We start from the raw sequence: 23,579 nt of genomic DNA, 5'->3' as shown, positions 1-23,579 counted from the left end.
AATCGCGGTCTTTGCCGATTCCGGCGCCTTCCTCATTGGCAGCGCCGGACCCTCGAAGACGGGTCATCAGGGCCTTCCACGTTCCTGCTCTGCCCCGCACATCGTGAACCGAGATTGAAACGGAGAAGCGTCATGGCACGCGTCTGTCAAGTTACGGGCAAGGGCCCGATGGTGGGCAACAATGTTTCCCACGCGAACAACAAAACGAAGCGTCGCTTCCTGCCCAACCTGCAGTACCGCCGCTTCTGGCTCGAAACCGAGAACCGCTGGGTGCGCCTGCGCGTGAGCAACGCCGCGCTGCGCCTGATCGACAAGGTCGGCATCGACCAGGTCGTCGCTGATCTGCGCGCCAAGGGCGAGCTCTGATCCACCCGCCTCATTAAGGAGAACGCACCATGGCCACCAAAGGCGGACGCGAGAAGATCAAGCTGGAATCCACGGCCGGCACCGGTCACTTCTACACCACGACCAAGAACAAGAAGACCACGCCTGAAAAGCTGGAATTCATCAAGTTCGACCCGAAGGCGCGCAAGCACGTCGCTTACAAGGAAACCAAGCTGAAGTAAGCCCCCGGGGCAGGCCGCTGGCCTGCCTTTGCGGTTCACCGGCAAAGCAGAACCCGCCGCGGCGACGCAGGCGGGTTTTTTCATGGGTGCTTCACACCCGGAGCCGCTTCGGGCATGAAAAAAGGCGCCCCTCGGGGCGCCTTCGTGTTGCCAGCCACGCTCGGGTCAGGCGTGGGCGGCGCGCAGTTTCAGGGCGAAGTCCTGCAGGGCGGCGATGCCGCTCTCCTCGGCCTTCCTGCACCAGGCCTGCAGATCGGCGACGAGCTGCTCGGCCGACACATTCGTGCGCGTCCAGAGCTGGCGGAGTTCCTCGCGCATGGCGACAAGCTTGGCCAGCGCCGGGGACTGCGCGCAGGCACTGGCGATCTGAGGCCTCAGTTCGCTGGGGATGCGATCGTCGTCACGGTGCAGCCAGCGCTTGGCCAGATGCAGCTCCTTCCAGCGGGCGCTGTTCTTGGCACCCGCCTGCTTGAGAGCCCGCATCTCGTCCTTGCAGGCACGACGCAATTCGCGGGCGTACTTGGCCATGACCTCGTAGCGGTTGGCGATCACGGCTTCCAGCGTCTTGGCATCCGCCACGGGCTTCACCTGGCCCAGCTTGAGCATGGGTGGGGTCTTGCGCACCTTGGCCAGCCCCAGCATTTCGAGGCCGCGGATGTAGACCCAGCCGATGTCGAACTCGTACTTCTTGACCGACAGCTTGGCCGAGGTCGGGTAGGTGTGGTGGTTGTTGTGCAGTTCCTCGCCGCCAATGATGATGCCCCAGGGCGAGATATTGGTGGAGGCATCAGCCGCCTCGAAATTGCGGTAGCCCCACCAGTGACCCAGGCCATTGATGATGCCCGCAGCAGTGATCGGGATCCACAGCATCTGCACGGCCCACACCGTGGCGCCGATGGCACCGAAGAGCGCCAGGTCGATGATGAGCATGAGGCCCACGCCCTGCCAGGTGAATCGGCTGTAGACGTTGCGCTCCATCCAGTCATCCGGCGTGTTGTGGCCGTACTTGGTCAGCGTCTCCTGGTTTTTGGCCTCGGCGCGGTAGAGCTCGCTGCCGGTCAGCAGCACGGTCTTGATGCCATGCGCCACCGGGCTGTGCGGGTCTTCCTCGGTTTCACACTTGGCGTGGTGCTTGCGGTGGATGGCCACCCACTCCTTGGTCACCATGCCGGTGGTGAGCCACAGCCAGAAGCGGAAGAAGTGCGCCGCGATCGGGTGCAGGTCGAGCGACCGGTGCGCCTGCGAGCGGTGCAGAAAAATCGTGACGGAGGCGATGGTGATGTGCGTGGCCACCAGGGTGAAGGCCAGGATCTGCCACCAGGCAGCCTGGAGTACCCCATTGGCGAGCCAGTCCACCAGGCCCTCCCACACGACAAGAATCTCGGACATTGGTCTAGCCTTTCAATAGCAGGCCGCATTGTAGGCGGCCCGGTCGCCGCCGGGCCCGGATTTGCCCGGGGAAAGCGGCGGATTCCGGCCGTAACGCACGTCCGCTTGCCTTGCGTCAATCGGCGCGGGCGTCATGGCCCAGCCTTGGAGATGCGGGCACTCAGGTCCGTTCCCAGACGGCGGCAAAAAAGCCGTCGGTGGCATGACGATGTGGCCATAGTCTGAGGCTATCGCCGCTCACCAAAGTCTCGGCCTGTGGCACCTTGGCCTGGGTCAGCGCCTCGACGGCCGGGAGCACGCGGAAGTCGCGGTGGGCCTGGGTGAAGGCCTCGGCGACCTGCTCGTTCTCCTCGGGGAGCACGCTGCAGGTGGCATAGACCAGACGCCCGCCGGATTTGAGCAGGCGCGCCGCACTGGCCAGGATGGCATGCTGCTTGGCCTGCAGTTCCTGGACCGCCTGGGGCGACTGGCGCCACTTCAGATCCGGGTTGCGGCGCAAGGTGCCCAGTCCGGAGCAAGGGGCATCCACCAGCACACGGTCGACCTTGCCAGCCAGGCGCTTGATGCGATCGTCCCGTTCGTGAGCAATCTGGGCCGGATACACGTTCGACAGGCCACTGCGCGCCAGGCGGGGCTTGAGCTTGTCCAGCCGGTGGCCCGAGACATCGAAGGCATACAGTCGCCCCGTGTTGCGCATGGCCGCCCCCAGCGCCAGGGTCTTGCCCCCCGCGCCGGCGCAGAAGTCCACCACCATCTCGCCGCGCTTTGCGCCAGTGAGCAGGACCAGGAGCTGGCTGCCCTCGTCCTGCACCTCGACATCGCCGCGGGTGAAGACCTCGAGCTTGTTCAGCGCCGGCTTGCCCTGCACACGCAGCCCCCAGGGGGAGTACGGCGTGGGCGCGGCCTCCACGCCCGCCGCGCCCAGTTCGGCCTGCACGGCCTCCACCTTGGCCTTGAGGACGTTCACGCGCAGATCCAGGGGGGCAGGCTGCGACAGGCTCTCGACCAGCGGCCAGAACTCGTCGCCCAAGGCGGCCTTCAGTGCGCCGGCCAGCCAGTCGGGCAGGTTGTGGCGCAGCTTTTCGGGCAGGGCAGACACATCCGCGGCCTTCACCTGGGCCAGCCAGGCCTGTTCATGGGGCCCTGCGGCGGCACGCAGCACAGCTTCGCCGCCCTGCCAGGCCAGCAGGGCCAGGCGGCGCTCCAGGGCGCCGTGGCCGGACTGGGCGAAGTGCTGATAGAACAGGCGCCGTCGCAGCACGGCATAGGCCGTCTCGGCCAGGGCGTGGCGCTCGCGCGGCCCCAGGTTGCGGTGCTGGCGGAAAAAGGCAGACACCAACGCGTCGGCCGGCGCGTCCAGCCTCAGGATCGCGCGCAGCAGCTCGGTGGTCAGATCGACAAGGGCATTCGGATGCATGGCGCGGGATTATCCCCGGCTCGCCCTGTCGGGGTTGATCTACAGCAGCAACTGGGCGTCGCCGTCGCGATGGGTGACGATGCCTTTGCGCAGGTCCAGCACGCCATCGACCATCCAGCGCACGGCACGGGGGTAGATGAGGTGCTCCTTGGCCAGGACCCGCTCGGCCAGGCTGTCCTCGGTGTCGCTGGGCAGCACGGGCACCGCGGCCTGGATGATGATGGGGCCGTGGTCCAGTTCGGGCGTCACCAGATGCACGGTGGCCCCGGCGAGCTTGCAGCCGGCCTCCAGCGCCCGCCGGTGGGTGTGCAGGCCCGGAAAGGCCGGCAGCAGCGAGGGGTGGATGTTCACCAGCCGGCCGTGATAGTGCTGGACGAAGCGCGCCGTGAGGATGCGCATGAAGCCGGCCAGGGCCACGACGTCGGGCCTGTAGCCGTCGATGACACGGGCCAGTTCGGCGTCGAAGGCCTCGCGGCTGGCGTGCTGGGTATGGTCCACCACGGCCGTGGGGATGCCGCGCGAGGCGGCGAACTGCAGGCCCTTGGCGTCCGGGCGGTTGCTGATCACGGCGGCGATCCGGGCTCGCCACTGCTCGGCCTCGCAGGCCTGGACGATGGCTTCCATGTTCGAACCCCGCCCCGAGATCAGGATCACGATGCGTTTCATGGGGCGGCAGTGTAGCCGTTGGCTTGCCCTCACCCGGCAGGCCTCGGGAGCCGCACCTACAATCCTGCGCTCATCCTGCGTCGCCCACCATTTGTGGTTCCACCCATGATCCAACGCGTCCTCACCGGTATCACCACCACCGGCACCCCCCACCTGGGCAACTACGTCGGAGCGATCCGTCCGACCGTGCAGGCCAGCCTGGAGCCCGGCGTGGAGAGCTTTCTCTTCCTGGCCGACTACCACGCCCTCATCAAGTGCGACGAGCCGGAGCGCATCGAGCGTTCGCGCCTGGAAATCGCCGCCGCCTGGCTGGCAGCCGGGCTGGACCCGCAGCGCGTGACCTTCTACCGCCAGAGCGACATCCCCGAGACCCCCGAACTCACCTGGCTGCTGACCTGCGTCACGGCCAAGGGCCTGATGAACCGGGCGCACGCCTACAAGGCGGCCACCGATGCCAACGAGGCCGCGGGGGAGGATGTGGATGCGAACATCACGATGGGCCTGTTCAGCTACCCGATCCTGATGGCCGCCGACATCCTGCTGTTCAACGCCCACCGTGTGCCGGTGGGCCGCGACCAGGTGCAGCACATCGAGATGGCGCGCGACATTGCGCAGCGCTTCAACCATCTTTTCGGCCGGGGACGCGATTACTTCGTGCTTCCCCAGGCGCAGATCGATGACCATGTGGCCACCCTGCCCGGTCTGGATGGTCGCAAGATGTCCAAGAGCTATGACAACACCATCCCGCTTTTCGAAGGCGGCGCCAAGGGCCTGAAGGACGCCATCGCGCGCATCGTCACCGATTCGCGCGCCCCTGGCGAACCCAAGGAGCCGGAAGGCTCGGCCCTGGTGATGATCCACGACGCCTTTGCCGACGCGGGCCAACGGGAGGCTTTTCATGCCGACCTGCGCGGCGGACTGGGCTGGGGCGAGGCCAAGCAGCGCCTGCTGGCCCTGATCGAAGGTCACATCGGTCCCATGCGTGAGGTGTACGAACGCTTCATGGCCCACCCCGAGCAGGTCGAAGAAATCCTCCAGGCCGGCGCACGCAAGGCCCGCGCGGTGGCCACACCTTTCCTGAAGGAGCTTCGGCAGGCGGTGGGCCTGCGGCCGATGGTGGCTGTACCTCGACCGGCCGCGAAGGCGGCACCGGCCGCCAAGGCCGCGGCCCTGCCCGAGTTCAAGCAGTACCGCGAGAATGGCCTGTTCTATTTCAAGCTGACGGCCCCCGACGGCCGGGTGCTGCTCCAAAGCACCGGCTTGGCCGAGGGCCGCGAGGCCGGCGGCTGGGTCAAGCGGCTCAAGACCGAGGGAGCTTCTGCGCTGGACGCAGCCCCGGTATCGCTCGGTGACGGTGTGGAACGCCCCACCGTCGATGCGGCCCTGGCAGCCCTGGTGGCAGCCCAGGAGTGAACCCAGAAGGTGGCAGTGTGGCCGGTATCCACATCACCGACATCGAATCGGCCATCAACTGGTGGCGCCAGCAGCGACCTTCGCCCGATGGGGTGACCGCCTGCCCTGAAGTGCTTGCGTTGGCCGAGGTGTACGCGCTGATGGTGTACTACCACCACAGCGAGTGCGACGAGGACTCGATGCCGCCCAAGGCCAAGGACGCCTGGCTGGCCTGGTACGCCACCACCCCCGACACGCCATGCATTGCGATCTGCTCGACCAGCCAGGGTGACGAGGTGTGCAAGGGTTGCGGTCGCGACTTTGCCGAAGTGCAGATGTGGACCGAGATGAGCCCGGCGGAAAAGCGCGCCACCTGGCGGCGCATCACGCTGCAGGGCACGGCCTGGCGGTTCAATCGCTACGCCGAGCGCACCACCCTCGTCTCATCCGTCACGCCGGCGTCCCCAGAGGCAGCCGCAGGCTGAAGCAGCTGCCACCGCCTTCGCGCGGCTCGCAGCGCACCTGGCCATCGTGGCGCTGGGCGATCTGGCGCACCAGGCTCAGGCCCAGCCCCACGCCGCCAGCGTACTCGGCGTGGCCGGGCAGGCGGTAGAAGGCCTCGAAGATGCGTTCACGCTGGTCCTCGGGTACGCCCGGTCCACGGTCGCACACCTGGACCAGCGCCTGACGGCCATCGCTGCGCACCTGCACGAGCGGGGCCTCGGCGCCACCGTAGCGGCGCGCGTTCTCCAGGAGGTTGCGCAGCGCGCGCCGCAGCAGGCGCTCATCGCCATTCACGACGAGGCTCTGACCCTCGACCTGCGCATCCACGCGTGTTGCTTCTTCAGCAGCGAGCGCCAGCAGGTCCACCGGCTCGCGACGATCGAGCGCCTTGGCCGCATCGAGCCGGCTGGCCAGCAGCACCTCCTCGACCAGGGCATCCAGTTCGCGGATGTTGGATTCGATTTCCTGCTTGAGGGCCGCGCGGGATTCGGGGCCGGCCGTCTCCAGCAGCGACACCGCCATCTTCAGACGCGCCAGCGGGGAGCGCAGCTCGTGCGATGCGTTGGCCAGCAGCGACTTGTGCGAACGAACCAGTTCCTCGATCCGCGCCGCGGCGCGATTGAAGCTGGCCGCCACCGCGGCCACCTCGTCCTTGCCGCGCACCTTGACACGATGGCTGAGCTGGCCGGCGCCGAAGGCTTCGACACCTCGCTGGAGGGTCTCGAGCTGGCGTGTGAGCCGGCGCACCACCGGGTAGGCCCCCAGCGACACGGCGGCAAAGAGCACCACCAGCGCGAGGATGAGGCCCTGTGCCCCCTCGAACAGCATCCAGGGCGGCGTGAACGCGGAAGGGGCCGGCGCGGGGATGTTGCGCACCTGGCCGGATTCCGTCATGACCTGCGCATCGCGCCGCCAGGGGGCGTTCCGGGGCGCCCCCGTGCGTGGGGGCCCGCGCAGGACCCACAGCGTGCGTCCGTCGTTCAGCTCCATGCGCCAGAAGCGCTTGGGGCCTTCATCCAGCGCTTCGCGAAAGCTCTGAGATTCGGCGATGCGCAGCCCCTGCTCGTCGTCCAGCGCCATCGGCATGCGCAACCGTTGCGCCCACTCCTCCAGCCCCTGGGCCTGCGCTTCGCGGGGCAGGCTCGCCGCCGGCAGCGCATTGGCAAAGAGTTCACTCCAGGCCGCCTGCCGCTCGGAACTCATGGCCGTGGCCCGCTGGGCCTGCTCATGCTCGATGTTGCGCTTGAACAGCCAGCCCGCCACCAGGGCGAACAGCAGCAGCACCGTCACGACGGTGAGATAGATGCGCAGGTACAGGCTCTTCACCTCAGCCCTCGTCGGCGTCCTGTTTCTTCGCGAACACATAGCCTGCACCGCGCACCGTGAGGATGCGACGGGGGTTTTTGGGGTCGTCTTCGATGGCGGCCCGAATGCGCGAGATGTGCACGTCGATCGAGCGATCGAAGGCTTCCAGCGCATGGCCCTTCAGGGCGTCCATGATCTGATCGCGCGACAGCACCCGCCCGGGCTGCTGGGCCAGGACCACGAGCATCTGGAACTGGTAGCTCGTGAGCTCGCACTCGCGCCCGTCCACCCGGGCCAGGCGCGCGCCCAGGTCGATCTCGAGGCGGCCGAAGCGCATGACATCGCCCTCCTCCTCGGCCGGACCCTGTGTGGCGCGGCGCAGGACGGCGCGCAGCCGGGCCAGCAGTTCACGGGGCTCGAAGGGCTTGGGCAGGTAGTCGTCGGCTCCGATCTCCAGGCCCACCACGCGGTCCATCGGCTCGCCACGTGCGGTGAGCATCAGCACCGGCAGGGTCCGCGTGCGGGGCTGAGAACGCAACTCGCGGCACAGGTCCAGGCCGTCGCCGTCGGGCAGCATGAGGTCAAGGATGAGGCCGTCGAAGCCGTGATCCTTGGTCGCCAGCAGGCTGCGCGCGGCGGCCAGCGTGGGTGCGGCGGTGATCTGATAGCCCGCCTGGCGCAGATAGTCGCCCACCATGCCAGTCAGGCGCGTGTCGTCATCGATCAGCAAAAGGCGTGCGGACATGGGTTCTTCACGGCGAGAGACAACGGACGCACAGGATAGCGGCTGCGCCCCAACCGGGGCGTCCGGCGGGTCGCAGCGGCCCATGCCCGCGGTCAGCCAGACCCGGCTCATGCTTCAGCCCATCACTGCGCCAAAGGCGCCCCGCGCTGCATGCGAGGGCTCTGGCCAGCACGCTCCTGCATGTGACGCTGACGCTGCTGCATCCGCTCGGCCAGCTGCGCGCGCTGCTCGGGCGTCAGCACGCGACTGATGTCCAGCATGGCCTGGCTCATGCGCTTGCTGCGCTGATCCATCTGCGCGATCTGCTGTTGGCGCAACGACTCCACCGCGTTGGCATCGACATTCGGCTGGGACCAAACCTGGCGGGATTGCTCGCGCAGCGAGCGCTGAGCCTCACGCAGCCCCTGAAGATCCTGGGTAGCCGCGCGTGCAATCTGCTGGATCTGCGCCGTCTGGGCTTCGGTTGCGTTCAAGCCACGCAGCATGCGCTCGACCATGCGATCCACCTGGGCTGGATCGCCGCCCAGGCGCATGCCCATGCCCATGCCGCCATGCACACCACCGCCGTGCATGGCGGCGTGATGCATGCGCATGCCTTCATGCCGCCCTTGACCACCCTCGGGCATGGCAGCGATGGCTGCCGTGCCGGCCATCAGAACCCCGGCGGCCACGCCGAGCGGCAGCCCCCGGCCCATACGGAAGGATTTCAGTTTCAGCTTGCTCATGGTCTTGCTCCTGGCATCGCGCCGGGCCCTGTGCCCGGCTTCCATGAGCATGACTCTGAACCGCGAGGGTGTCGATCCTGTGCAGGGTGGGTAAAGTTGTGTGTAGAGGAATGCGCTCGGGAGATGAAGCGGGCGGTCGGCCCAGAGCCCGACGATCCCCGCTCAAGCGCTGACGGCCAGCGCTTCCAGCTTCTCCTGGCGCCATTCCATGACGCTCTTGAGCAGCAAGCTCAGCAGCGCCATGCAGGCCAGCAACGCAGCGGCCGTGAAGGCGGCAGCCACCTTGTAGTCGTTGTTGAGCTGCTCCACCAGCAGCGGCAGCGTGAGGGTCTGGTTCATGATCGTCCCGGACACCACGGCCACGGAGCCGAACTCACCCACCGCACGGGCGTTGGTGGTGACCACACCGTTGAGCAGGGCCCACTTGATCTTGGGCAGCGTCACGCGCCAGAAGATCTGCCAGCCGTTGGCCCCCAGGGTGAGCGCCACGTGCTCCTCGTCGTTGCCATGCGTCTGCATCAGCGGGATCAGGATGCGCGCCACGTAGGGCGAGGTGATGAAGATCGTGACCAGCACGATGCCTGGCCAGGCGAAGATGATCTGGATATCGCGGGCCGACAGCCACTGGCCCAGCAAGCCTTCCATGCCGTACACCACGAGATAGCACATGCCGGCCACCACGGGCGAGGTGGCGAAGGGGATGTCGATCAGTGTGGTGAGCAGGCGCCGGCCGCGGAACTGATACTGCGTCACGCACCATGCCAGCGCAATCCCGAAGATCATGTTGACCGGCACGGTGAGCACGGCCACCAGCAGCGTGAGGCCCAGTGCATGCTGCATGAATCCTTCCGAGAGATTGGCCGCCAGCAGCTCCCAGCCGCCGCTGAGGGCGCGCGTGAAGATCAGCACCAGCGGCAGCACGAGCAACAGCACCGCCACGCCCACACCCAGGCCGATGAGCGCCCATTGATGCCACTGTTGAGGGCGTTTCATCCGGCGCTCCTTTGCCAGCGCAGCACGCGGCCTTGCAATACGTACAACCCGAACATCAGCAGCAGCGACGTCAGCAGGATCACCGTGGCGATGGCCGCCGCGGCCGGGTACTCGAATTCCTGCAGGCGCACGAAGATCATCAGCGAACTCACCTCGGTGCGGAACGGGATGTTGCCGGCGATCATCACCACGGCGCCGAATTCGCCCAGGCTGCGGATGAAGGACTGGGCACCGCCGGTGAACAGCGCCGGGATCATCGTAGGAAGGATCACGCGCCAGAAGATCTGCAGCCTCGAGGCACCCAGGGTTCGAGCGGCCTCCTCCACTTCCTCGGCGAAGTCCTGCAGCACCGGCTGGAGGGTGCGCACCACGAAGGGCAGGCTGGTGAAGGTCATGGCAATCACGATGCCCGGATAGGCATACGCGATCTTGATGCCCACCGCGTCGAACCACTGACCGACCCAGCCCGAGGGCGCGAGCAGCACCGACAGCGTGAGCCCCGCCACCGCCGTGGGCAGGGCAAAAGGCAGATCGATCAGGGTGTCCAGCAGGCGCCGGCCCGCAAAGTCATACCGCACGGTGACCCAGGCGAGCAGCAGGCCGATGAGCACTGACGCCAGCGTGGCGTACAGGGCGGCGCTCAGGGTCACCCGATAGCTGGCCAGCACGCGCGGGTCGGTGATGGCCTGCCAGTACTGGGCCGGGCTCAGCTCGGCCGAGTAGGCAAACAGGGCCGAGACCGGGAAGAGGATGATGAGCGTGATGAAGAAGCTGCTGACGCCCAGGCTCAGCCCGAAGCCGGGCAACACGGCAGGACGGATCAGCAACAGGGGGCGGGAGGCGATGGCGACCATGACGTCGCGGGCCCGAACGGGCCCGCTCGGCTAAGAGATGCGATGTAAGGATTAGCGACGACGGGCGAGGAGCTGGTCGAGCTGGGCACCCGAGGCGAAGTGCGTCTCGCTGATCTTGTCCCAGGGCCCCAGCACCTTCACGGGATCGATCAGGCGAACGGCCGGAAATTTGTCAGCGGTGGCCTTCACCACGGTGGGTTCATGCACGCGGTAGTTGAAGGAGGTCAGCAGGAGCTGGATCTCGCGGGTGTACTGGAAGTTGAGGTATTCCGTGGCCAGCGCACGCGTGCCCTTTTCATCGACCACCTTGTCCACCACCGCCACCGGGAACTCGGCCAGCACCGACACCGGCGGCACCACCACTTCGAGGCCCAGGGCCTTGAACTCGTCACCGCGGGCGATATTGATCACTTCCGACTCGAAGGTCAGCAGCACATCCCCCTGATTGTTCTGCGCGAAGGCCACGGTCGCACCGCGCCCGCCGGTGGGGAAGTTCTCGACATTGGCCAGCAGCTTGGCGACGAAGTCGCGCGTCTGGGCTTCGTTGCCCTTGAACTTCTCGCTGGCATAGAGCCATGCGCCCAGGTAGCTGTAGCGCGCATTGCCCGACGTCTTGGGGTTGGGGAAGACGAGCTTCACATCATCGCGCACCAGGTCGTCCCAGGTCTTGATGTTCTTCGGGTTGCCCTTGCGCACCAGGAAGGCGATGGTGCTGTAGTAGGGAGACGCGTTGTTCGGGAACTTCTTCGTCCAGTCCGCCGACACCAGGCCCCGCTTGGCCAGGATCTCGATATCGCTGGCCTGGTTGAAGGTGACGGTGTCCACCTTCTTGCCCTGGATGATGTCCTGGGCCTGGCGCGACGACCCGGCATGCGATTGATCGATCTTGACGTCCTGCCCGGTCTTCTTCTTCCAGTGCTCGGTGAACTTGGGATTGATCGCCGCAAACAGTTCGCGGGCAATGTCGTAGGACGCATTCAGGAGCGTGGGGCTGGACTGGGCCCAGACCCCGCCACTGGCGGCAAAGGCGGCAGCCACAAGACCGGTGCGCAGGTACTGCTTGAACATGATGGCAATCCTTGGAGATCAGGGGAAAAGGTGTCAGGCGGCTTCGGCCTCGAAGCGCGTCACGCGCCGCGGCTTCAGGTAGGCCACACTGCCGGGCGCAAGCTGCAACTGCTCGCGCAGCGTGGCGAACTCGGCACGGGGCATCTCGACGTCGACATAACAGCCGTCGTCCTGACGCTTGAACTCGATGCGGGTGTTGGGGCCCACCGTCAGCGTTTGCGACAGCGTCACGGGCAGCGCGCCCTCCTCGGGCTGGCCCACGATGTCGAGTTCGTGCGGGCGCACATAGCTCACCTCCGCGCCCGCAGCCGTGCCCCCTGGCGCATGACCGAAGCGGCCATGGAAGAGATTCACGTCGCCCAGGAACTGCAGCACGAATGGCGTGGCTGGGTGGTCATAGACCTCGTCGGGCGTGCCCTGCTGCTCGATGCGGCCGTGGTTCATGACCACGATGCGGTCGGCCACCTCCATGGCCTCGTCCTGGTCATGCGTGACGAAGACGCTGGTCAGGTGCACCTCGTCATGCAGGCGGCGCAGCCAGCGGCGCAGTTCCTTGCGCACCTTGGCGTCCAGCGCGCCGAAGGGCTCGTCGAGCAGCAGCACCTTGGGCTCCACGGCCAGCGCGCGAGCCAGGGCGATACGCTGGCGCTGCCCGCCCGACAACTGATGGGGGTAGCGGTCGGCAATCCAGTCCAGCTGCACCAGCTCGAGCAACTCCGTGACCTTCTTGCGGATCTGCTCGTCGCTGGGCCGCGTGGCCTTGGGTCGCACCCGCAAGCCGAAGGCCACGTTCTCGAAGATGGTCATGTGGTTGAACAGGGCGTAGTGCTGGAACACGAAGCCCACCTTGCGGTCGCGCACATCGGCCTCGGTGGCGTCCTCGCCGTGGAAATGCACCGTGCCGGCATCGGGCCGCTCCAGCCCTGCGATGATGCGCAGCAGGCTGGTCTTGCCGGACCCCGAGGGGCCAAGCAGCGCCACCAGCTCACCGGACGGGATGTCCAGGTCCAGGTGGTCGCAGACCACGGTCTTGCCGAAGGCCTTGTAGAGGTTGCGTACTTCGATGCTCATGGGGCATCCATCTCGAAAAACGGGTGAGATGGATGCTATCGACGGCTCATCAGAATGAGAACGAATATATCGTCTGTTGTTTATTACTTTCTGAACTAAAAGACGCCTCCGGGATACCCTCCAGCGCCCCTTGGCAAGCCCGCCCCGCGCTGCTTATAATGGCGGGCTCTAGGCGCTTTAGCTCAGTCGGTTAGAGCGACGGAATCATAATCCGCAGGTCCGGGGTTCGAGTCCCTGAAGCGCCACCAGAATCCCGGCCCCAGTCCACCAACTGGGGCCGTTTTTGTTTACGTTGCCTTGGCCCATACTTGGCATCGTCCCTCAACAGCCCCTGGATCTACACCATGCTTCGCTGTGTCCTCGTCGGCCTGACCCTGTCGGCCACCATCGTTGTCGCCCAGGCCCAGGCCGTCGTGGCGCGCCAGTTCCCTGCCGACGCCCTGCGCGGCGAGATGGTCTTCGGCCAGCCGCCGGAAGTGCTGCTGAACGAGAAGCCGGCCCGCATGGTGCCGGCGTCGCGCATCCGCGGGCCCAACAATCTGCTGGTCCTCTCGGGGTCCCTCATGGGCACCAAGGCCAAAGTGCACTACACGCTGGACAACCAGGGCTTCGTCAAGGATGTTTGGATCCTTCGCGAGGACGAGCTCAAGAAGCTCTGGCCAAGCACCCGGGAAGAGGCCCAGCGATGGAGCTTCGAGCCCATCTCCCAGACCTGGACCAAGCGCTGAAGGAGCGGTCATGAGCAGTTCCACCGCCTCCAAGAAGGTGTACATCAAGACCTTCGGCTGTCAGATGAACGAGTACGACTCGGACAAGATGGCCGACGTGCTGAGCGCCGCGCAAGGCTACGAGCCCACCAACGACCCAGAGCAGGCTGACCTCATCCTCTTCAACACCTGCTCGGTGCGCGAGAAGGCGCAGGAGAAGGTGTTTTCGGACCTGGGCCGCGTCAAGCACCTGAAGAAGAAGGGTGTGAAGATCGGCGTGGGCGGCTGTGTGGCCAGCCAGGAAGGCGCCGCCATCATCGAGCGCGCGCCTTACGTGGATGTGGTCTTCGGCCCGCAGACGCTGCACCGCCTGCCCGAGATGCTGGCGCGCCGCGAAGCACAGAACCGCCCGCAGGTGGACATCAGCTTCCCCGAGATCGAGAAGTTCGACCACCTGCCCCCGGCCCGCGTGGAAGGTGCCTCGGCCTTCGTCTCCATCATGGAGGGCTGCTCGAAGTACTGCAGTTACTGCGTGGTGCCCTACACCCGCGGCGAGGAAGTCTCGCGGCCCTTCGAGGACGTGCTGGTGGAAGTGGCCGGCCTGGCCGACCAAGGGGTGAAGGAAGTGACGTTGCTGGGCCAGAACGTCAACGCCTACCGCGGCAGGATGGGCGACACCGCCGAGATCGCCGACTTCGCCTTGCTCATCGAGTACGTGGCCGAGATCCCGGGCATCGAGCGCATCCGCTACACCACGAGCCACCCGAACGAGTTCACGCAGCGCCTCATCGACGTGTACGCCACGGTCCCGCAGCTCGTGAACCACCTGCACCTGCCGGTGCAGCACGGCTCCGACCGCATCCTGTCGGCCATGAAGCGCGGCTACACCGCGCTGGAATACAAGAGCACCATCCGCAAGCTGCGCGCGGTGCGACCCAACATCAGCCTGTCCAGCGACTTCATCGTAGGCTTCCCTGGCGAAACCGAGGATGACTTCGCGAAGATGATGAAACTCATCGAAGACGTGGGCTTCGATGCCAGCTTCAGCTTCGTGTTCAGCTCGCGCCCTGGCACCCCCGCAGCCGCCCTGCACGACGACACGCCCCAGGAGGTGAAGCTCAAGCGGCTGCAGCATCTGCAGGCCACCATCGAGGCCAACGTTCGCCGCATCAGCGACAGCCGCGTGGGCACGGTGCAGCGCATCCTCGTGGAGGGCCCGTCGAAGAAGGACCCGACCGAGCTGATGGGCCGCACGGAGTGTAACCGCATCGTCAACTTCCCCGGCGGCCCGAACGCCGCACGACTGGTGGGTCAGATGGTCGAAGTGCAGATCACCTCGGCCCTGCCCCACTCCCTGCGCGGCGAGGTGGTGGTGAAGGAAGCCGTGGCGGCCTGAACGCCGCTTGGGGGTCGTCAGAGGCTGCGGATCAAGGCCCCGCTGCCGCGCCGGATCTGGCCGGCAACGTGGTCCAGGCGGTCGATGAGGGTCTGCGGGCGGCCCTTGAGGTCTTGCGGGATGTAGGCGATGGCCGCATGGAGCTGCAATTGCTCCAGCGGTGGCAACTCCGGGTGGTGCTGAAGGCCCAGTTCCAGGATGCGCTGAGCCAGGGCCTGGGCCTCGGTGCGGCTTTGCACCTGCTCCAGCACCACGACGAAACGCGCGTCGTCCAGACGCAGTGGCACGTCGGCAGGGCTGCACACCTCGCGCAGCACCCTTGCGCAAGCCTTCATGGCGGCCTCCGTGACCTTGGCGCCGTGAGCACGCTGCAGGTCTTCCAGATTCGCCAGGCGCAGCATCACCACGGCACCGAAGGTGTTCATGCGCAGCGAGCGCACCGACAGTGACATCAGCAGACCCGGCAGTTCCCCGCCGTGCAGCAAGCCGGTCCAACGGTCAAGCCGGGCACCGTCACGCCGTTCGCCAGGATCGCGCAACAGGTCGCGTGCACTGAAGTTCAGTGCGTAGGTGAGGATGAGAATCTCGACGCCCGCGCCGGCGAGCATGCCGTAGTGGTCCCACCAGCCCCCGGCCGGCAACCAGCCGCGTTGGGTGGCAGATTCGACCGCCACCCCTGCCGCAGCGGCCACGAACGCCGCGGCGTACCAGCCGATGTAGGGAAGGCGCACGCCACGCAGCGCCCACAGCAGGAAGACCACCGACAGCAGCGCCAGGAAGTAGTACGCCCTCTGAGCCAGGGCCACCGTGGGCTCGCGGGCCAGTTCGGGCCAGACCACGTAGCCTGCCGTGAGCGCCACGCCGAAAGCCGCGACCGCCAGCGCCCAGCGGTCGGCCCGCAGGTTGCCCAGCGCACGGGGCAGCACCCGCCGGGCGAAGAGCACGCTCACGGCCGCCAGCAACGTGCCCGCCACCAAGCCTGCAGCCTGGGCCATCGCAGCGTCCTGCTCAGCCAGCACGCGGTCCGCATACCCGAGCTGCACCAGCTGGTACAGGACCATCATCACCACGTGCAGGGCATACCAGCCGTTCACGGCGTCGCCGCGCATCAGGGCCTCGCCGGTGGCGTAGGCCAGCGCCATGGCAGCCACACCCAAGAAGAGGCCGAGCCAGAGCAGTTCGAACTCAGCCATGCGCACGTCCGCCGAAGCCGGCCCAGGCCAGGGCCAACGCAGTGGCGAACACCATCGCAGCATAGGTGGCGATCCGCCCATCTGCACCCAGGACGGCCAGCCCGCCCAGGAGCGCCGCAACCGCCGCCACCGCGCTCCACCCCAGCAGACGCACCCAGGTCACGGCTCGCAGCCGGCGCCACCACAGCAGCTTGGTCAGGACCGTGGCAATGACCGCCAGCCCCAGAGCCGGGGCAAAGAGGTTGAGCAAGTGCCACAAGGCGTCGAGGAAGCCCATGTCGAAGGGTTGATGTGTGTCAAGCGGGCCGGTTTTCTGCCGTCTGCGGCCCGGGTTCACAAATTTTATAATCGACCCCATGAGTGTCATTGCCCTGGGCCTGAACCACATGAGCGCGCCGCTGGACCTGCGCGGCCGCCTGGCGTTCACCCCGGAGCAACTGGGCCCCACGCTGAGACAGTTGCGCGAGCGGCTGCAGCACGCCCGCGAAGCCGCACTGGTGTCCACCTGCAACCGAACCGAACTGTACTGCGCAGCGCCGCCCGACCTGGTTCGACCCACGCTGGAATGGCTGGCCGGCCTGGGTGGGGTGAGTGCCCAACAGCTCAGCCAGCACACCTACGTGCTTGAAGGGGGTCAGGCTGCCCGCCATGCCTTCCGGGTTGCCAGTGGTCTGGATTCCATGGTGCTTGGCGAGCCTCAGATCCTTGGGCAGATGAAGCAGGCCGTTCGCCAGGCCGATGAAGCCGGGACCCTGGGCACCACCTTGCACCAGCTCTTCCAGCGTTCTTTTGCGGTGGCCAAGGAGGTGCGCACCTCCACCGAGATCGGCTCGCACTCGATCAGCATGGCCGCAGCCGCGGTCCGCCTGGCCGGGCAGCTCTTCGAGGACCTGAGCGAGGTCAAGGTGCTCTTCGTGGGCGCCGGCGAAATGATCGAACTGGCCGCCACGCACTTTGCAGCGAAGAAGCCCAAAGCCATGGCCGTGGCCAATCGCACCCTGGAGCGGGGAGAGAAGCTGGCCGCCCATTTCGGCGCCGAAGCGATGCGCATGGCCGAGTTGCCAACCCGCCTGGCCGAGTTCGACGTGGTGGTGTCGTGCACAGCCAGTTCCTTGCCCATCATCGGCCTGGGGGCCGTGGAACGGGCTCTCAAGGCCCGCAAGCACCGCCCGATGTTCATGGTCGATCTGGCCGTGCCGCGCGACATCGAACCCGAGGTGGCCCAACTCGACGACGTCTATCTCTACACGGTGGACGATCTCAGCGCCGTCGTGCAGACGGCCGGCGAAAAGCGCCAGGCGGCGGTGGCCCAGGCCGAGGCGATCATCGAGACCGGCGTGCAGAGCTTCGTGCACTGGCTCGACCAGCGTGCCAGCGTGCCACTGATCCAGGCCCTGAACGCCCAGGCCGACGCGTGGAGGGAAGTCGAGATGGCCCGCGCGCGCCGGGCCCTTGCACGGGGCGAAGACATCGAAGCCGTGCTGGAGGCCCTGTCTCGCGGCATGGCCAACAAGATGCTCCACGGTGCGCTGGCCGAGTTGCACAGTGCCGACGGGGCACATCGCCAGCATCTGGCCGAGACCGTCTCGCGGCTCTTCCTGCGCGGCGCGGCCACCGATCCCAGCCGTCACGGCAAGCGCTAGCGCGGCAACGCGCCGTCGCCTCGGGGCCGGCTGCGGCCCACCCTCCTCCCCTCCTCCGCTTCCCGATGAAAGACGCCCTGCGCCAGCAACTCGACCGCGCCCTGCAACGCCTGCAGGAGCTCGATGCCGTGCTGGCAGCGCCGGACGTGGTGGCCGACATGACCCGCTTTCGCGACCTGACGCGCGAACACAGCGAGGTGTCGGCGCTGGCTGAACGCTATCGCCGCTACCTGCAACGCGAGCGGGACCTGGCCGGCGCCCGCGAGATGCTGGCCGACCCGGAGATGGCCGAGATCGCCGCCGAAGAAGTCGCCCAGGCCCAGGCCGAACTCCTTCGGCTGGAAACGGAACTGCAGCGCGCTCTGTTGCCCCGCGACCCCGACGATGCACGGCCCGCCTTCCTCGAGATCCGCGCCGGGACCGGTGGCGACGAATCGGCCCTCTTCGCGGGCGACCTGCTGCGCATGTACCTGCGCTACGCCGAGCGCCAGGGCTGGCGCAGCGAGATCCTGTCGGCCAGCGAGTCCGACCTGGGCGGCTACAAGGAGGTGGTGGTGCGCATCGAGGGTGATGATGTCTATGGCCACCTGCGCTTCGAGTCGGGCGGCCACCGCGTCCAACGCGTCCCGGCCACCGAAACCCAGGGCCGCATCCACACCAGCGCCTGCACGGTGGCGGTGATGCCCGAGCCGGACGAGGCGGAGGAGATCCAGCTCAACCCCGCCGAGCTGCGCATCGACACCTTCCGCGCCAGCGGAGCCGGCGGACAGCACGTGAACAAGACCGATTCGGCCATCCGCATCACCCACCTGCCCACGGGCCTGGTGGCTGAATGCCAGGACGACCGATCCCAGCACCGCAACAAGGCCAAGGCCCTGGCCGTGCTGGCCGCTCGCCTGCGCGAGAAGGACCGGGCCGAGCGCGCCGCGAAGGAAGCCGCCACACGCAAGAGCCTGATCGGCAGCGGCGACCGCAGCGACCGCATCCGCACCTACAACTTCCCGCAGGGCCGGCTCACCGACCACCGCATCAACCTCACGCTCTACAAGCTGGGCGCCGTGATGGAAGGCGACCTGGACGACGTGATCGAAGCATTGCGCAGTGCCCGAGAGGCCGAACAAGCCGCCGAGCAACTGCAGGAAATGGGCATCGAATGACCACGGTCGCGCAGGCCCTGCAGGAGGCGGCAGTGCTGGGCGTGGACCGGCTCGATGCCCAGCTGCTGCTGGCCGAGGTGCTGGGGCTGGGTGAACGCGAAGCCCGCGCCTGGTTGAGGGCGCATGACACCGACCGGATCGACGAACCGCAGCGACAGCGCTACCACGCCTTGCTGCAGCGACGCCGGGCGGGCGAGCCGGTGGCCTACCTGCTGGGGCGCAAGGAATTCCACGGCCTGATGCTGCAGGTGGGCCCCGAGGTGCTGGTACCGCGGCCCGATACCGAGGTGCTGGTGGAGTGGGCCGTGGAGGCCCTGGAGGGCCGCACGGCGCCGCGCGTGCTCGATCTGGGCACGGGCAGCGGGGCCATCGCCCTGGCCCTGGCCCGTGCCCGGCCCGACGCGCAGGTGAGCGCCGTGGACCTCAGCACCCAGGCGCTGGAGGTGGCGATGTCGAACGCCACACGGCTGGGTCTCGGCCTGCGCGGCCTGCAAGGCTCTTGGTGGCAGGCCTTGCCGGAGGGTGAGGCGCCTTTCGATCTGGTCGTCAGCAATCCGCCCTACATCGCCGAGGGTGACCCGCACCTGGCCGCCCTGGTGCATGAACCTGCGCTGGCGCTCAGCTCCGGGCCCGATGGGCTGGACGCCATTCGCACCATCGTCGCAGGCGCCGCCCGTTATCTGCACGCGGGCGCCTGGCTGCTGCTGGAGCACGGTCACGACCAGGCGGATGCCGTGCAGGCCCTGCTGACCCAGGCCGGGTTCGGGGCCGTGGCCAGCCGCCACGATCTGGCGGGCCACCGGCGTTGCACCGGGGGGCAGCGCCCGTGACCCTCACCCCCTGAAGCGGCCGCCCGTCACGTTGCCGATGTGGCGGCTGCCGTCGTAGAGATCACCGCTGCTGTGCTGCACGGCCACGCGGTAGCCCTGCTGGCTGAACCACTGGGCCCATTCGCGCACCCGATGCTCATCGGGATGCCAAGGTCCCTTGTCGGCCGACGACAGTCGGCGAGGGCTGCTGGTCAGGAAACACACTCTCCACACGGCAGTTCGGTCAGATCGGATCCGGATGCGGGCCACACGATAGCGAGCCCGACCGCGTCTGCCTAGTGAAGCTTGTCACGGCGTGACGAGCTTGATGCGTCGGGGGGAGTCCGGCTCGGGAGAGCCGACCTTCACCCCCGGCGGCAACGTGCGCGATTGGGCCGTGACCAGCGCCGGGCACTGGCCGGTGGCCCGGTACGAGAGCGCCGCGTCAAGCAGTGCCTCACCGGGAAGGCCCAGAGGGGCGTCCAGGTCGTCAGGCACCGCGCACGTGGGTGTGATCCCCGAGGCGGGAAAGCTCTCGTTGCGGTCGTTGCGGCCCTCGAACTCGATCGGGAAGTAGGCGAAGGTGCAGTTGGGATACCGGGTGAATCCATAGGGCTTCCCGCAGGTGGTGCCACCGATCTGGACCACCTGCACGTCCACGCCCTTCATGGCATTGATGAAGGACTCGCTGGCCGAGCAGCTGTCGCCCGTGGTCAGCACGAAGACACGGGAGAGGTTCAGCGATGGCAGAGATTGCCCGGCACGTGGATTCGTATAGCCCGGCAGGTCGAGGTGTCGGTGATAGAACGGAACCGACACGTTCTCCCGGACCCGCTTGTCGCTGTAGACCAGCCGCTCGAAGGTGCGATTGGCGCCCCGACTGCCGGCGACCATGTGCCCCAGCTGCGACGCGATGGCCAGGTAGCCGCCGCCGTTGTACCTCAGGTCGATGATCAGGTCGGCGATGCCGGCCGTCTGGAAGGTGGAAAAGGTGTCGGCCAGCTGGATCTGGCCCGAAGGCGTGGTGAAGTCGGTGTAGTGCAGGTAGCCCACGTTGCCAGGCAGCACCAGCGACCGGTTCACCGGCGCGATGGTGTAGGTCGTGTTGGTGAGCGTGATCGAACGGGTGACGCCAGCGGGAGTGGCGCGCACCTGCAAGGCGATGGTGCCGCCCGCTGCCGAGGGATAGAGCGCGTCGATCTGTGCCGACGTGAGGCTGTTGCCCACGGCGGCCCCGTTGATCGAGACGATCTGCGCCCCTCGGTCGAATTGCCCGGCAGCGGGCGAACCGGGCTCGACGTAGGCCACCCGCAGGCGCCCCTGCCCATCGTAGACGTAGGCCGCCCCGATGCCCACGCCCTGCCCCTGCTCGAAGGTGGCGGACGCAGTGCTCTGGGGAATCACGAAACTGAATCGGTCGCGGTTGTTGGGGATGCCGAACCGGGTCAGTTCGTAGAACAGGTTCTGCGGCGTTCCCGTGTAGCTGGCTGGGTTGATATTGGGCACCTGACGGTAGAACAGGTGCTTTTCGTGCACGATGGAGCGCACCCAGCTGCGCTGACGGTCTGCCGTGCAGGTGGAGGCGACCCAATGCTCGGGAAGGGCTCCGCTCACACTGCTGTTCACCAGACGGCCGGCCGACTGGGACGAGGCCGGGATGCTGCCTCCCCCACTGCTGCCACCCGAGCCCGGAAACGGAGAGGCGCCAGGGTCGCCGCCACCGCCGCCGCAGCCCGCCTGCAACAGGGCCGCCACCATCGCCAGCGCCACGGTCTGGTGAGGAAATCTGTTGGAAGTGCGCGTCATTGAATGCTTCTCCCTTTGCCAGCAGGATCTGACGTCAGCCCGCGGGGCCGTACCCTAGCAGAAGCCGGCCGCGCCGTGATTCCCCCGGAGGATGGGTTGCGGCGAGCCTGCAACGCCTATGATCGTCCTTGTTGCCCCATCTCCGCATGAACTTGTCCTTGCCGCCCGCTGTTGCCCTTGCCCTGTCCCGCGTGTTCGGCTCCTGGGTGCACGAGGTGAACGGTGCGAGCCTGCGGGCCGACGTTCTCGCGGGCTTGCTGGGCGCGGTCCTGGTGCTGCCCCAGGGCATCGCCTTCGCCACGCTGGCAGGCCTGCCACCGCAGTACGGGCTCTACACCGCCATCGTGCCGTGCATCGTGGCCGCCTTGTTCGGCTCCAGCCGGCATGTGATGTCTGGCCCCACCAACGCCAACTCGCTGGCGCTGTTTGCGATGCTCACACCGCTGGCTGCCGCCGGCAGCCCGGCCTACATCCAGCTGGCCCTGGCGGTGACAGTGTTGGTGGGCGTGATGCAGACGCTGGTGGGTGCCCTGCGACTGGGAACCATCGCGAACTTCATCTCGCCCGCCGCGCTGATGGGCTTCACCAGCGGCGCGGCGCTGCTGATTGCCTTGCACGCGATGCGTGACCTGCTGGGCCTGGGGGCGCTGGAAGGTCAGGGCACGCCGGCCGTGCTGGCGCACCTGGCGACCCGCATTTCGCACACGCAGTTCACCGCATTGTTGGTGGGGCTGACCACCCTGATCACGGCCGTGCTGGTGCGCCATCTCACCCCCCGCTGGCCGGGCATGCTCGTCGGACTGGTGGCCGGCACGGCGCTGGCCACCGTGCTCAACCGGCAAGGTGATGCGCTGGGCTGGGCGCACGTGGCGGTGGTGGGGTCCATCCCCTCACCCTGGCCGCCCTTTGCCGTGCCGGCGATCGATTGGAAGCAGCTGCCCGAACTGCTGGGCCTGGCTGCGGCGCTCACCATCGTGGCACTCGGCCAATCGATCTCGATCGCCAAGGCCGTCGCACAGCGATCGGGCCAGCGCATCGACACCAACCGGGAGTTCCTGGGCCAGGGGCTGTCGAACCTGGTGGGCGGCTTCTTCTCGTCGTATGTGAGCTGCGGCTCACTCAACCGGTCCATGCCCAACCTCGAAGCCGGTGCGCGTACGCCGCTGGCCGCCGTGTTCTCGGCTGTGCTGCTGGTGGGGGTGGTGGCCTTCAGCGCGCCGCTGCTGGCCCTGATCCCGATGGCGGCCATCGCCGGGCTGCTGCTGCTGGTGGCCTGGAGCCTGCTCGACCTGCCTCGCTGGCGGCGCCTGTACCTGCTCAACCGCACCGAGTTCGGCATTGCCGCCCTCACGCTGCTGGCCACGGTGAGCATCCGGCTGGAGATGGCCATCCTGCTGGGCACCATCGCCTCGCTCATGAGCTACCTGCAACGCACGGCCAAGCCCGCCATGCGAACGATGGGTTTCACGTCGATGGAGGAGGGCCGCCATTTCGAGGTGGTGGATGGCCACCCGGAAGGCAGCCTGCCCGAATGCCCTCAGCTCAAACTGCTGCGCATGGAGGGTTCGATCTACTTCGGTGCCACCCAGCACGTGGCGGATACGCTGCATGCTCTGCGCACGGCACCTCACGCGCCCAAGCACCTGCTGGTCATGGCCAAGAGCATGAACTTCATCGACCTGGCCGGTGCCGAGCTGTGGCAGTCCGAGCTGGCAGCGCGGCGCGCCATGGGGGGGGACCTGCACTTCCATCGCCCCCGCCCGCAGGTGCTGGAAATGTGGGAGCGCACGGGCTTCACTGCGGCGCTGGGGCCCGACCACATCCACCCCGACAAGCGAACGGCCATCGCCCGCATCTTCCAGACCCTCGATCCGCAGATCTGCCGCACCTGCCGGGCGCGTATCTTCTGGGAGTGCGGGAAGCTCGACCAGTGAGGCGGCAGGCCCAACGCACGCGGCCCGCGCAAGGCGGGCCGCAGGGGTTGGCGCGTGCAACGGCTAGCGTTTCAACAGCCCCATCACCAGCGATACGACGAAGCCGATGAGGAAGATGAAAAACAGGATCTTGGCGATGCCCGCGGCGCCGGCGGCGATGCCGCCGAAGCCAAAGACGGCCGCGATCAGGGCAATGACGAAAAAGACGACGGCGTAGTGCAGCATGGTGGCGCTCCTTT

The 23,579-nt window shown here is 67.2% G+C and carries 25 protein-coding genes and 1 tRNA gene; 11 read left to right on the top strand and 15 right to left on the bottom strand.

Annotated elements, in window-relative coordinates; genetic code table 11:
- The first annotated feature begins 132 nt into the window (after positions 1 to 132).
- Both rpmB and rpmG read left to right on the top strand, forming a co-directional pair.
- Entirely contained in the window at positions 133 to 366 is a 234-nt protein-coding gene (gene rpmB, locus C1704_RS13440; RefSeq protein WP_104303251.1) for a 50S ribosomal protein L28, read from the top strand.
- Positions 367 to 395: 29 nt separating this feature from the next.
- Positions 396 to 566 (top strand): 50S ribosomal protein L33, encoded by a 171-nt coding sequence (gene rpmG, locus C1704_RS13435; RefSeq protein WP_104303250.1) that lies wholly within the window; start codon positions 396 to 398, stop codon positions 564 to 566.
- A gap of 165 nt (positions 567 to 731) precedes the next feature.
- Here the strand turns inward: rpmG and C1704_RS13430 are convergent, their stop codons facing one another.
- The 3 genes from C1704_RS13430 to purN all read right to left on the bottom strand — a co-directional run bounded on the left by C1704_RS13430 (position 732) and on the right by purN (position 4,038).
- Positions 732 to 1,955, bottom strand: a complete 1,224-nt coding sequence (locus C1704_RS13430) for a DesA family fatty acid desaturase (protein WP_104303249.1) — start codon at positions 1,953 to 1,955, stop codon at positions 732 to 734.
- Between the two features lie 160 nt (positions 1,956 to 2,115).
- The gene (locus C1704_RS13425; protein WP_104303248.1) at positions 2,116 to 3,372 is read right to left on the bottom strand and encodes an RsmB/NOP family class I SAM-dependent RNA methyltransferase; all 1,257 of its coding nucleotides are present in this window, start codon (positions 3,370 to 3,372) and stop codon (positions 2,116 to 2,118) included.
- Positions 3,373 to 3,411: 39 nt separating this feature from the next.
- On the bottom strand, positions 3,412 to 4,038 hold the full coding sequence (gene purN / locus C1704_RS13420; RefSeq protein ID WP_104303247.1) for a phosphoribosylglycinamide formyltransferase: 627 nt from the start codon (positions 4,036 to 4,038) through the stop codon (positions 3,412 to 3,414).
- Positions 4,039 to 4,143: 105 nt separating this feature from the next.
- Between purN and C1704_RS13415 the strand changes: the two genes are divergently transcribed.
- Positions 4,144 to 5,451 (top strand): tryptophan--tRNA ligase, encoded by a 1,308-nt coding sequence (locus tag C1704_RS13415; protein WP_104303246.1) that lies wholly within the window; start codon positions 4,144 to 4,146, stop codon positions 5,449 to 5,451.
- Between the two features lie 17 nt (positions 5,452 to 5,468).
- Complete coding sequence (locus C1704_RS13410) at positions 5,469 to 5,915, top strand: DUF3717 domain-containing protein (RefSeq protein ID WP_104303245.1); 447 nt, start codon at positions 5,469 to 5,471, stop codon at positions 5,913 to 5,915.
- On the opposite strand, the gene C1704_RS13405 is transcribed toward C1704_RS13410, so the two are convergent.
- The 7 genes from C1704_RS13405 to C1704_RS13375 form a co-directional block, all read right to left on the bottom strand.
- On the bottom strand, positions 5,881 to 7,260 hold the full coding sequence (locus tag C1704_RS13405; RefSeq protein WP_104303244.1) for a sensor histidine kinase: 1,380 nt from the start codon (positions 7,258 to 7,260) through the stop codon (positions 5,881 to 5,883). The two genes, C1704_RS13410 and C1704_RS13405, sit on opposite strands and share 35 nt — an antisense overlap.
- A gap of 1 nt (position 7,261) precedes the next feature.
- On the bottom strand, positions 7,262 to 7,984 hold the full coding sequence (locus tag C1704_RS13400; RefSeq protein ID WP_104303243.1) for a response regulator: 723 nt from the start codon (positions 7,982 to 7,984) through the stop codon (positions 7,262 to 7,264).
- Between the two features lie 122 nt (positions 7,985 to 8,106).
- A complete protein-coding gene (locus tag C1704_RS13395) occupies positions 8,107 to 8,709 on the bottom strand; it encodes a Spy/CpxP family protein refolding chaperone (protein WP_170064702.1) in 603 nt (200 codons plus the stop codon).
- Between the two features lie 162 nt (positions 8,710 to 8,871).
- The gene (gene cysW, locus C1704_RS13390) at positions 8,872 to 9,702 is read right to left on the bottom strand and encodes a sulfate ABC transporter permease subunit CysW (RefSeq protein ID WP_104303241.1); all 831 of its coding nucleotides are present in this window, start codon (positions 9,700 to 9,702) and stop codon (positions 8,872 to 8,874) included.
- A complete protein-coding gene (cysT, locus tag C1704_RS13385) occupies positions 9,699 to 10,556 on the bottom strand; it encodes a sulfate ABC transporter permease subunit CysT (protein ID WP_104303240.1) in 858 nt (285 codons plus the stop codon). The genes cysW and cysT overlap by 4 nt, the downstream gene beginning before the upstream one ends.
- 51 nt (positions 10,557 to 10,607) lie before the next feature.
- Positions 10,608 to 11,624, bottom strand: coding sequence for a thiosulfate ABC transporter substrate-binding protein CysP (gene cysP, locus C1704_RS13380; RefSeq protein WP_104303239.1), 1,017 nt, complete (start codon positions 11,622 to 11,624; stop codon positions 10,608 to 10,610).
- A gap of 33 nt (positions 11,625 to 11,657) precedes the next feature.
- Complete coding sequence (locus C1704_RS13375) at positions 11,658 to 12,695, bottom strand: sulfate/molybdate ABC transporter ATP-binding protein (RefSeq protein WP_104303238.1); 1,038 nt, start codon at positions 12,693 to 12,695, stop codon at positions 11,658 to 11,660.
- Between the two features lie 171 nt (positions 12,696 to 12,866).
- Here C1704_RS13375 and C1704_RS13370 point away from each other — a divergent pair.
- The 3 genes from C1704_RS13370 (at position 12,867) to miaB (ending at position 14,798) form a co-directional block, all read left to right on the top strand.
- Positions 12,867 to 12,943: transfer RNA gene (locus C1704_RS13370), tRNA-Met, on the top strand.
- Positions 12,944 to 13,039: 96 nt separating this feature from the next.
- The gene (locus C1704_RS13365; RefSeq protein WP_104303237.1) at positions 13,040 to 13,423 is read left to right on the top strand and encodes a hypothetical protein; all 384 of its coding nucleotides are present in this window, start codon (positions 13,040 to 13,042) and stop codon (positions 13,421 to 13,423) included.
- 10 nt (positions 13,424 to 13,433) lie between these two features.
- Positions 13,434 to 14,798: a tRNA (N6-isopentenyl adenosine(37)-C2)-methylthiotransferase MiaB gene (gene miaB, locus C1704_RS13360; RefSeq protein WP_104303236.1), complete on the top strand. Its 1,365-nt coding sequence runs from the start codon at positions 13,434 to 13,436 to the stop codon at positions 14,796 to 14,798.
- Between the two features lie 17 nt (positions 14,799 to 14,815).
- Here miaB and C1704_RS13355 read toward each other — a convergent pair whose 3' ends face one another.
- The gene (locus tag C1704_RS13355; protein ID WP_170064701.1) at positions 14,816 to 15,991 is read right to left on the bottom strand and encodes a sensor domain-containing diguanylate cyclase; all 1,176 of its coding nucleotides are present in this window, start codon (positions 15,989 to 15,991) and stop codon (positions 14,816 to 14,818) included.
- Positions 15,984 to 16,268, bottom strand: a complete 285-nt coding sequence (locus C1704_RS13350) for a hypothetical protein (RefSeq protein WP_104303234.1) — start codon at positions 16,266 to 16,268, stop codon at positions 15,984 to 15,986. Before C1704_RS13350 ends, C1704_RS13355 begins: the two co-directional genes overlap by 8 nt.
- A gap of 79 nt (positions 16,269 to 16,347) precedes the next feature.
- On the opposite strand from C1704_RS13350, the gene hemA reads away from it, so the two are divergent.
- The 3 genes from hemA to prmC all read left to right on the top strand — a co-directional run bounded on the left by hemA (position 16,348) and on the right by prmC (position 19,621).
- Complete coding sequence (hemA, locus tag C1704_RS13345; protein WP_104303233.1) at positions 16,348 to 17,634, top strand: glutamyl-tRNA reductase; 1,287 nt, start codon at positions 16,348 to 16,350, stop codon at positions 17,632 to 17,634.
- A gap of 65 nt (positions 17,635 to 17,699) precedes the next feature.
- Entirely contained in the window at positions 17,700 to 18,791 is a 1,092-nt protein-coding gene (gene prfA, locus C1704_RS13340) for a peptide chain release factor 1 (protein ID WP_104303232.1), read from the top strand.
- The gene (gene prmC, locus C1704_RS13335; RefSeq protein ID WP_104303231.1) at positions 18,788 to 19,621 is read left to right on the top strand and encodes a peptide chain release factor N(5)-glutamine methyltransferase; all 834 of its coding nucleotides are present in this window, start codon (positions 18,788 to 18,790) and stop codon (positions 19,619 to 19,621) included. The genes prfA and prmC overlap by 4 nt, the downstream gene beginning before the upstream one ends.
- Positions 19,622 to 19,624: 3 nt before the next feature.
- Here prmC and C1704_RS17885 read toward each other — a convergent pair whose 3' ends face one another.
- Together C1704_RS17885 and C1704_RS13330 are read right to left on the bottom strand one after the other, a co-directional pair.
- Positions 19,625 to 19,750, bottom strand: a complete 126-nt coding sequence (locus C1704_RS17885) for a hypothetical protein (protein ID WP_259371321.1) — start codon at positions 19,748 to 19,750, stop codon at positions 19,625 to 19,627.
- 159 nt (positions 19,751 to 19,909) lie between these two features.
- Complete coding sequence (locus C1704_RS13330) at positions 19,910 to 21,406, bottom strand: S41 family peptidase (RefSeq protein WP_104303230.1); 1,497 nt, start codon at positions 21,404 to 21,406, stop codon at positions 19,910 to 19,912.
- 146 nt (positions 21,407 to 21,552) lie between these two features.
- Between C1704_RS13330 and C1704_RS13325 the strand changes: the two genes are divergently transcribed.
- Positions 21,553 to 23,340: a SulP family inorganic anion transporter gene (locus C1704_RS13325; protein WP_104303229.1), complete on the top strand. Its 1,788-nt coding sequence runs from the start codon at positions 21,553 to 21,555 to the stop codon at positions 23,338 to 23,340.
- Between the two features lie 63 nt (positions 23,341 to 23,403).
- On the opposite strand, the gene C1704_RS13320 is transcribed toward C1704_RS13325, so the two are convergent.
- A complete protein-coding gene (locus C1704_RS13320; protein ID WP_104303228.1) occupies positions 23,404 to 23,565 on the bottom strand; it encodes a DUF1328 domain-containing protein in 162 nt (53 codons plus the stop codon).
- Positions 23,566 to 23,579 lie beyond the last annotated feature (14 nt).

It is taken from the genome of Caldimonas caldifontis (genome assembly GCF_002930615.1).
Lineage (GTDB): Bacteria > Pseudomonadota > Gammaproteobacteria > Burkholderiales > Burkholderiaceae_C > Caldimonas > Caldimonas caldifontis.
The sequence above is the reverse complement of the archived record's forward strand: the minus strand, read 5'-3'. Positions and strand labels throughout refer to the sequence as shown.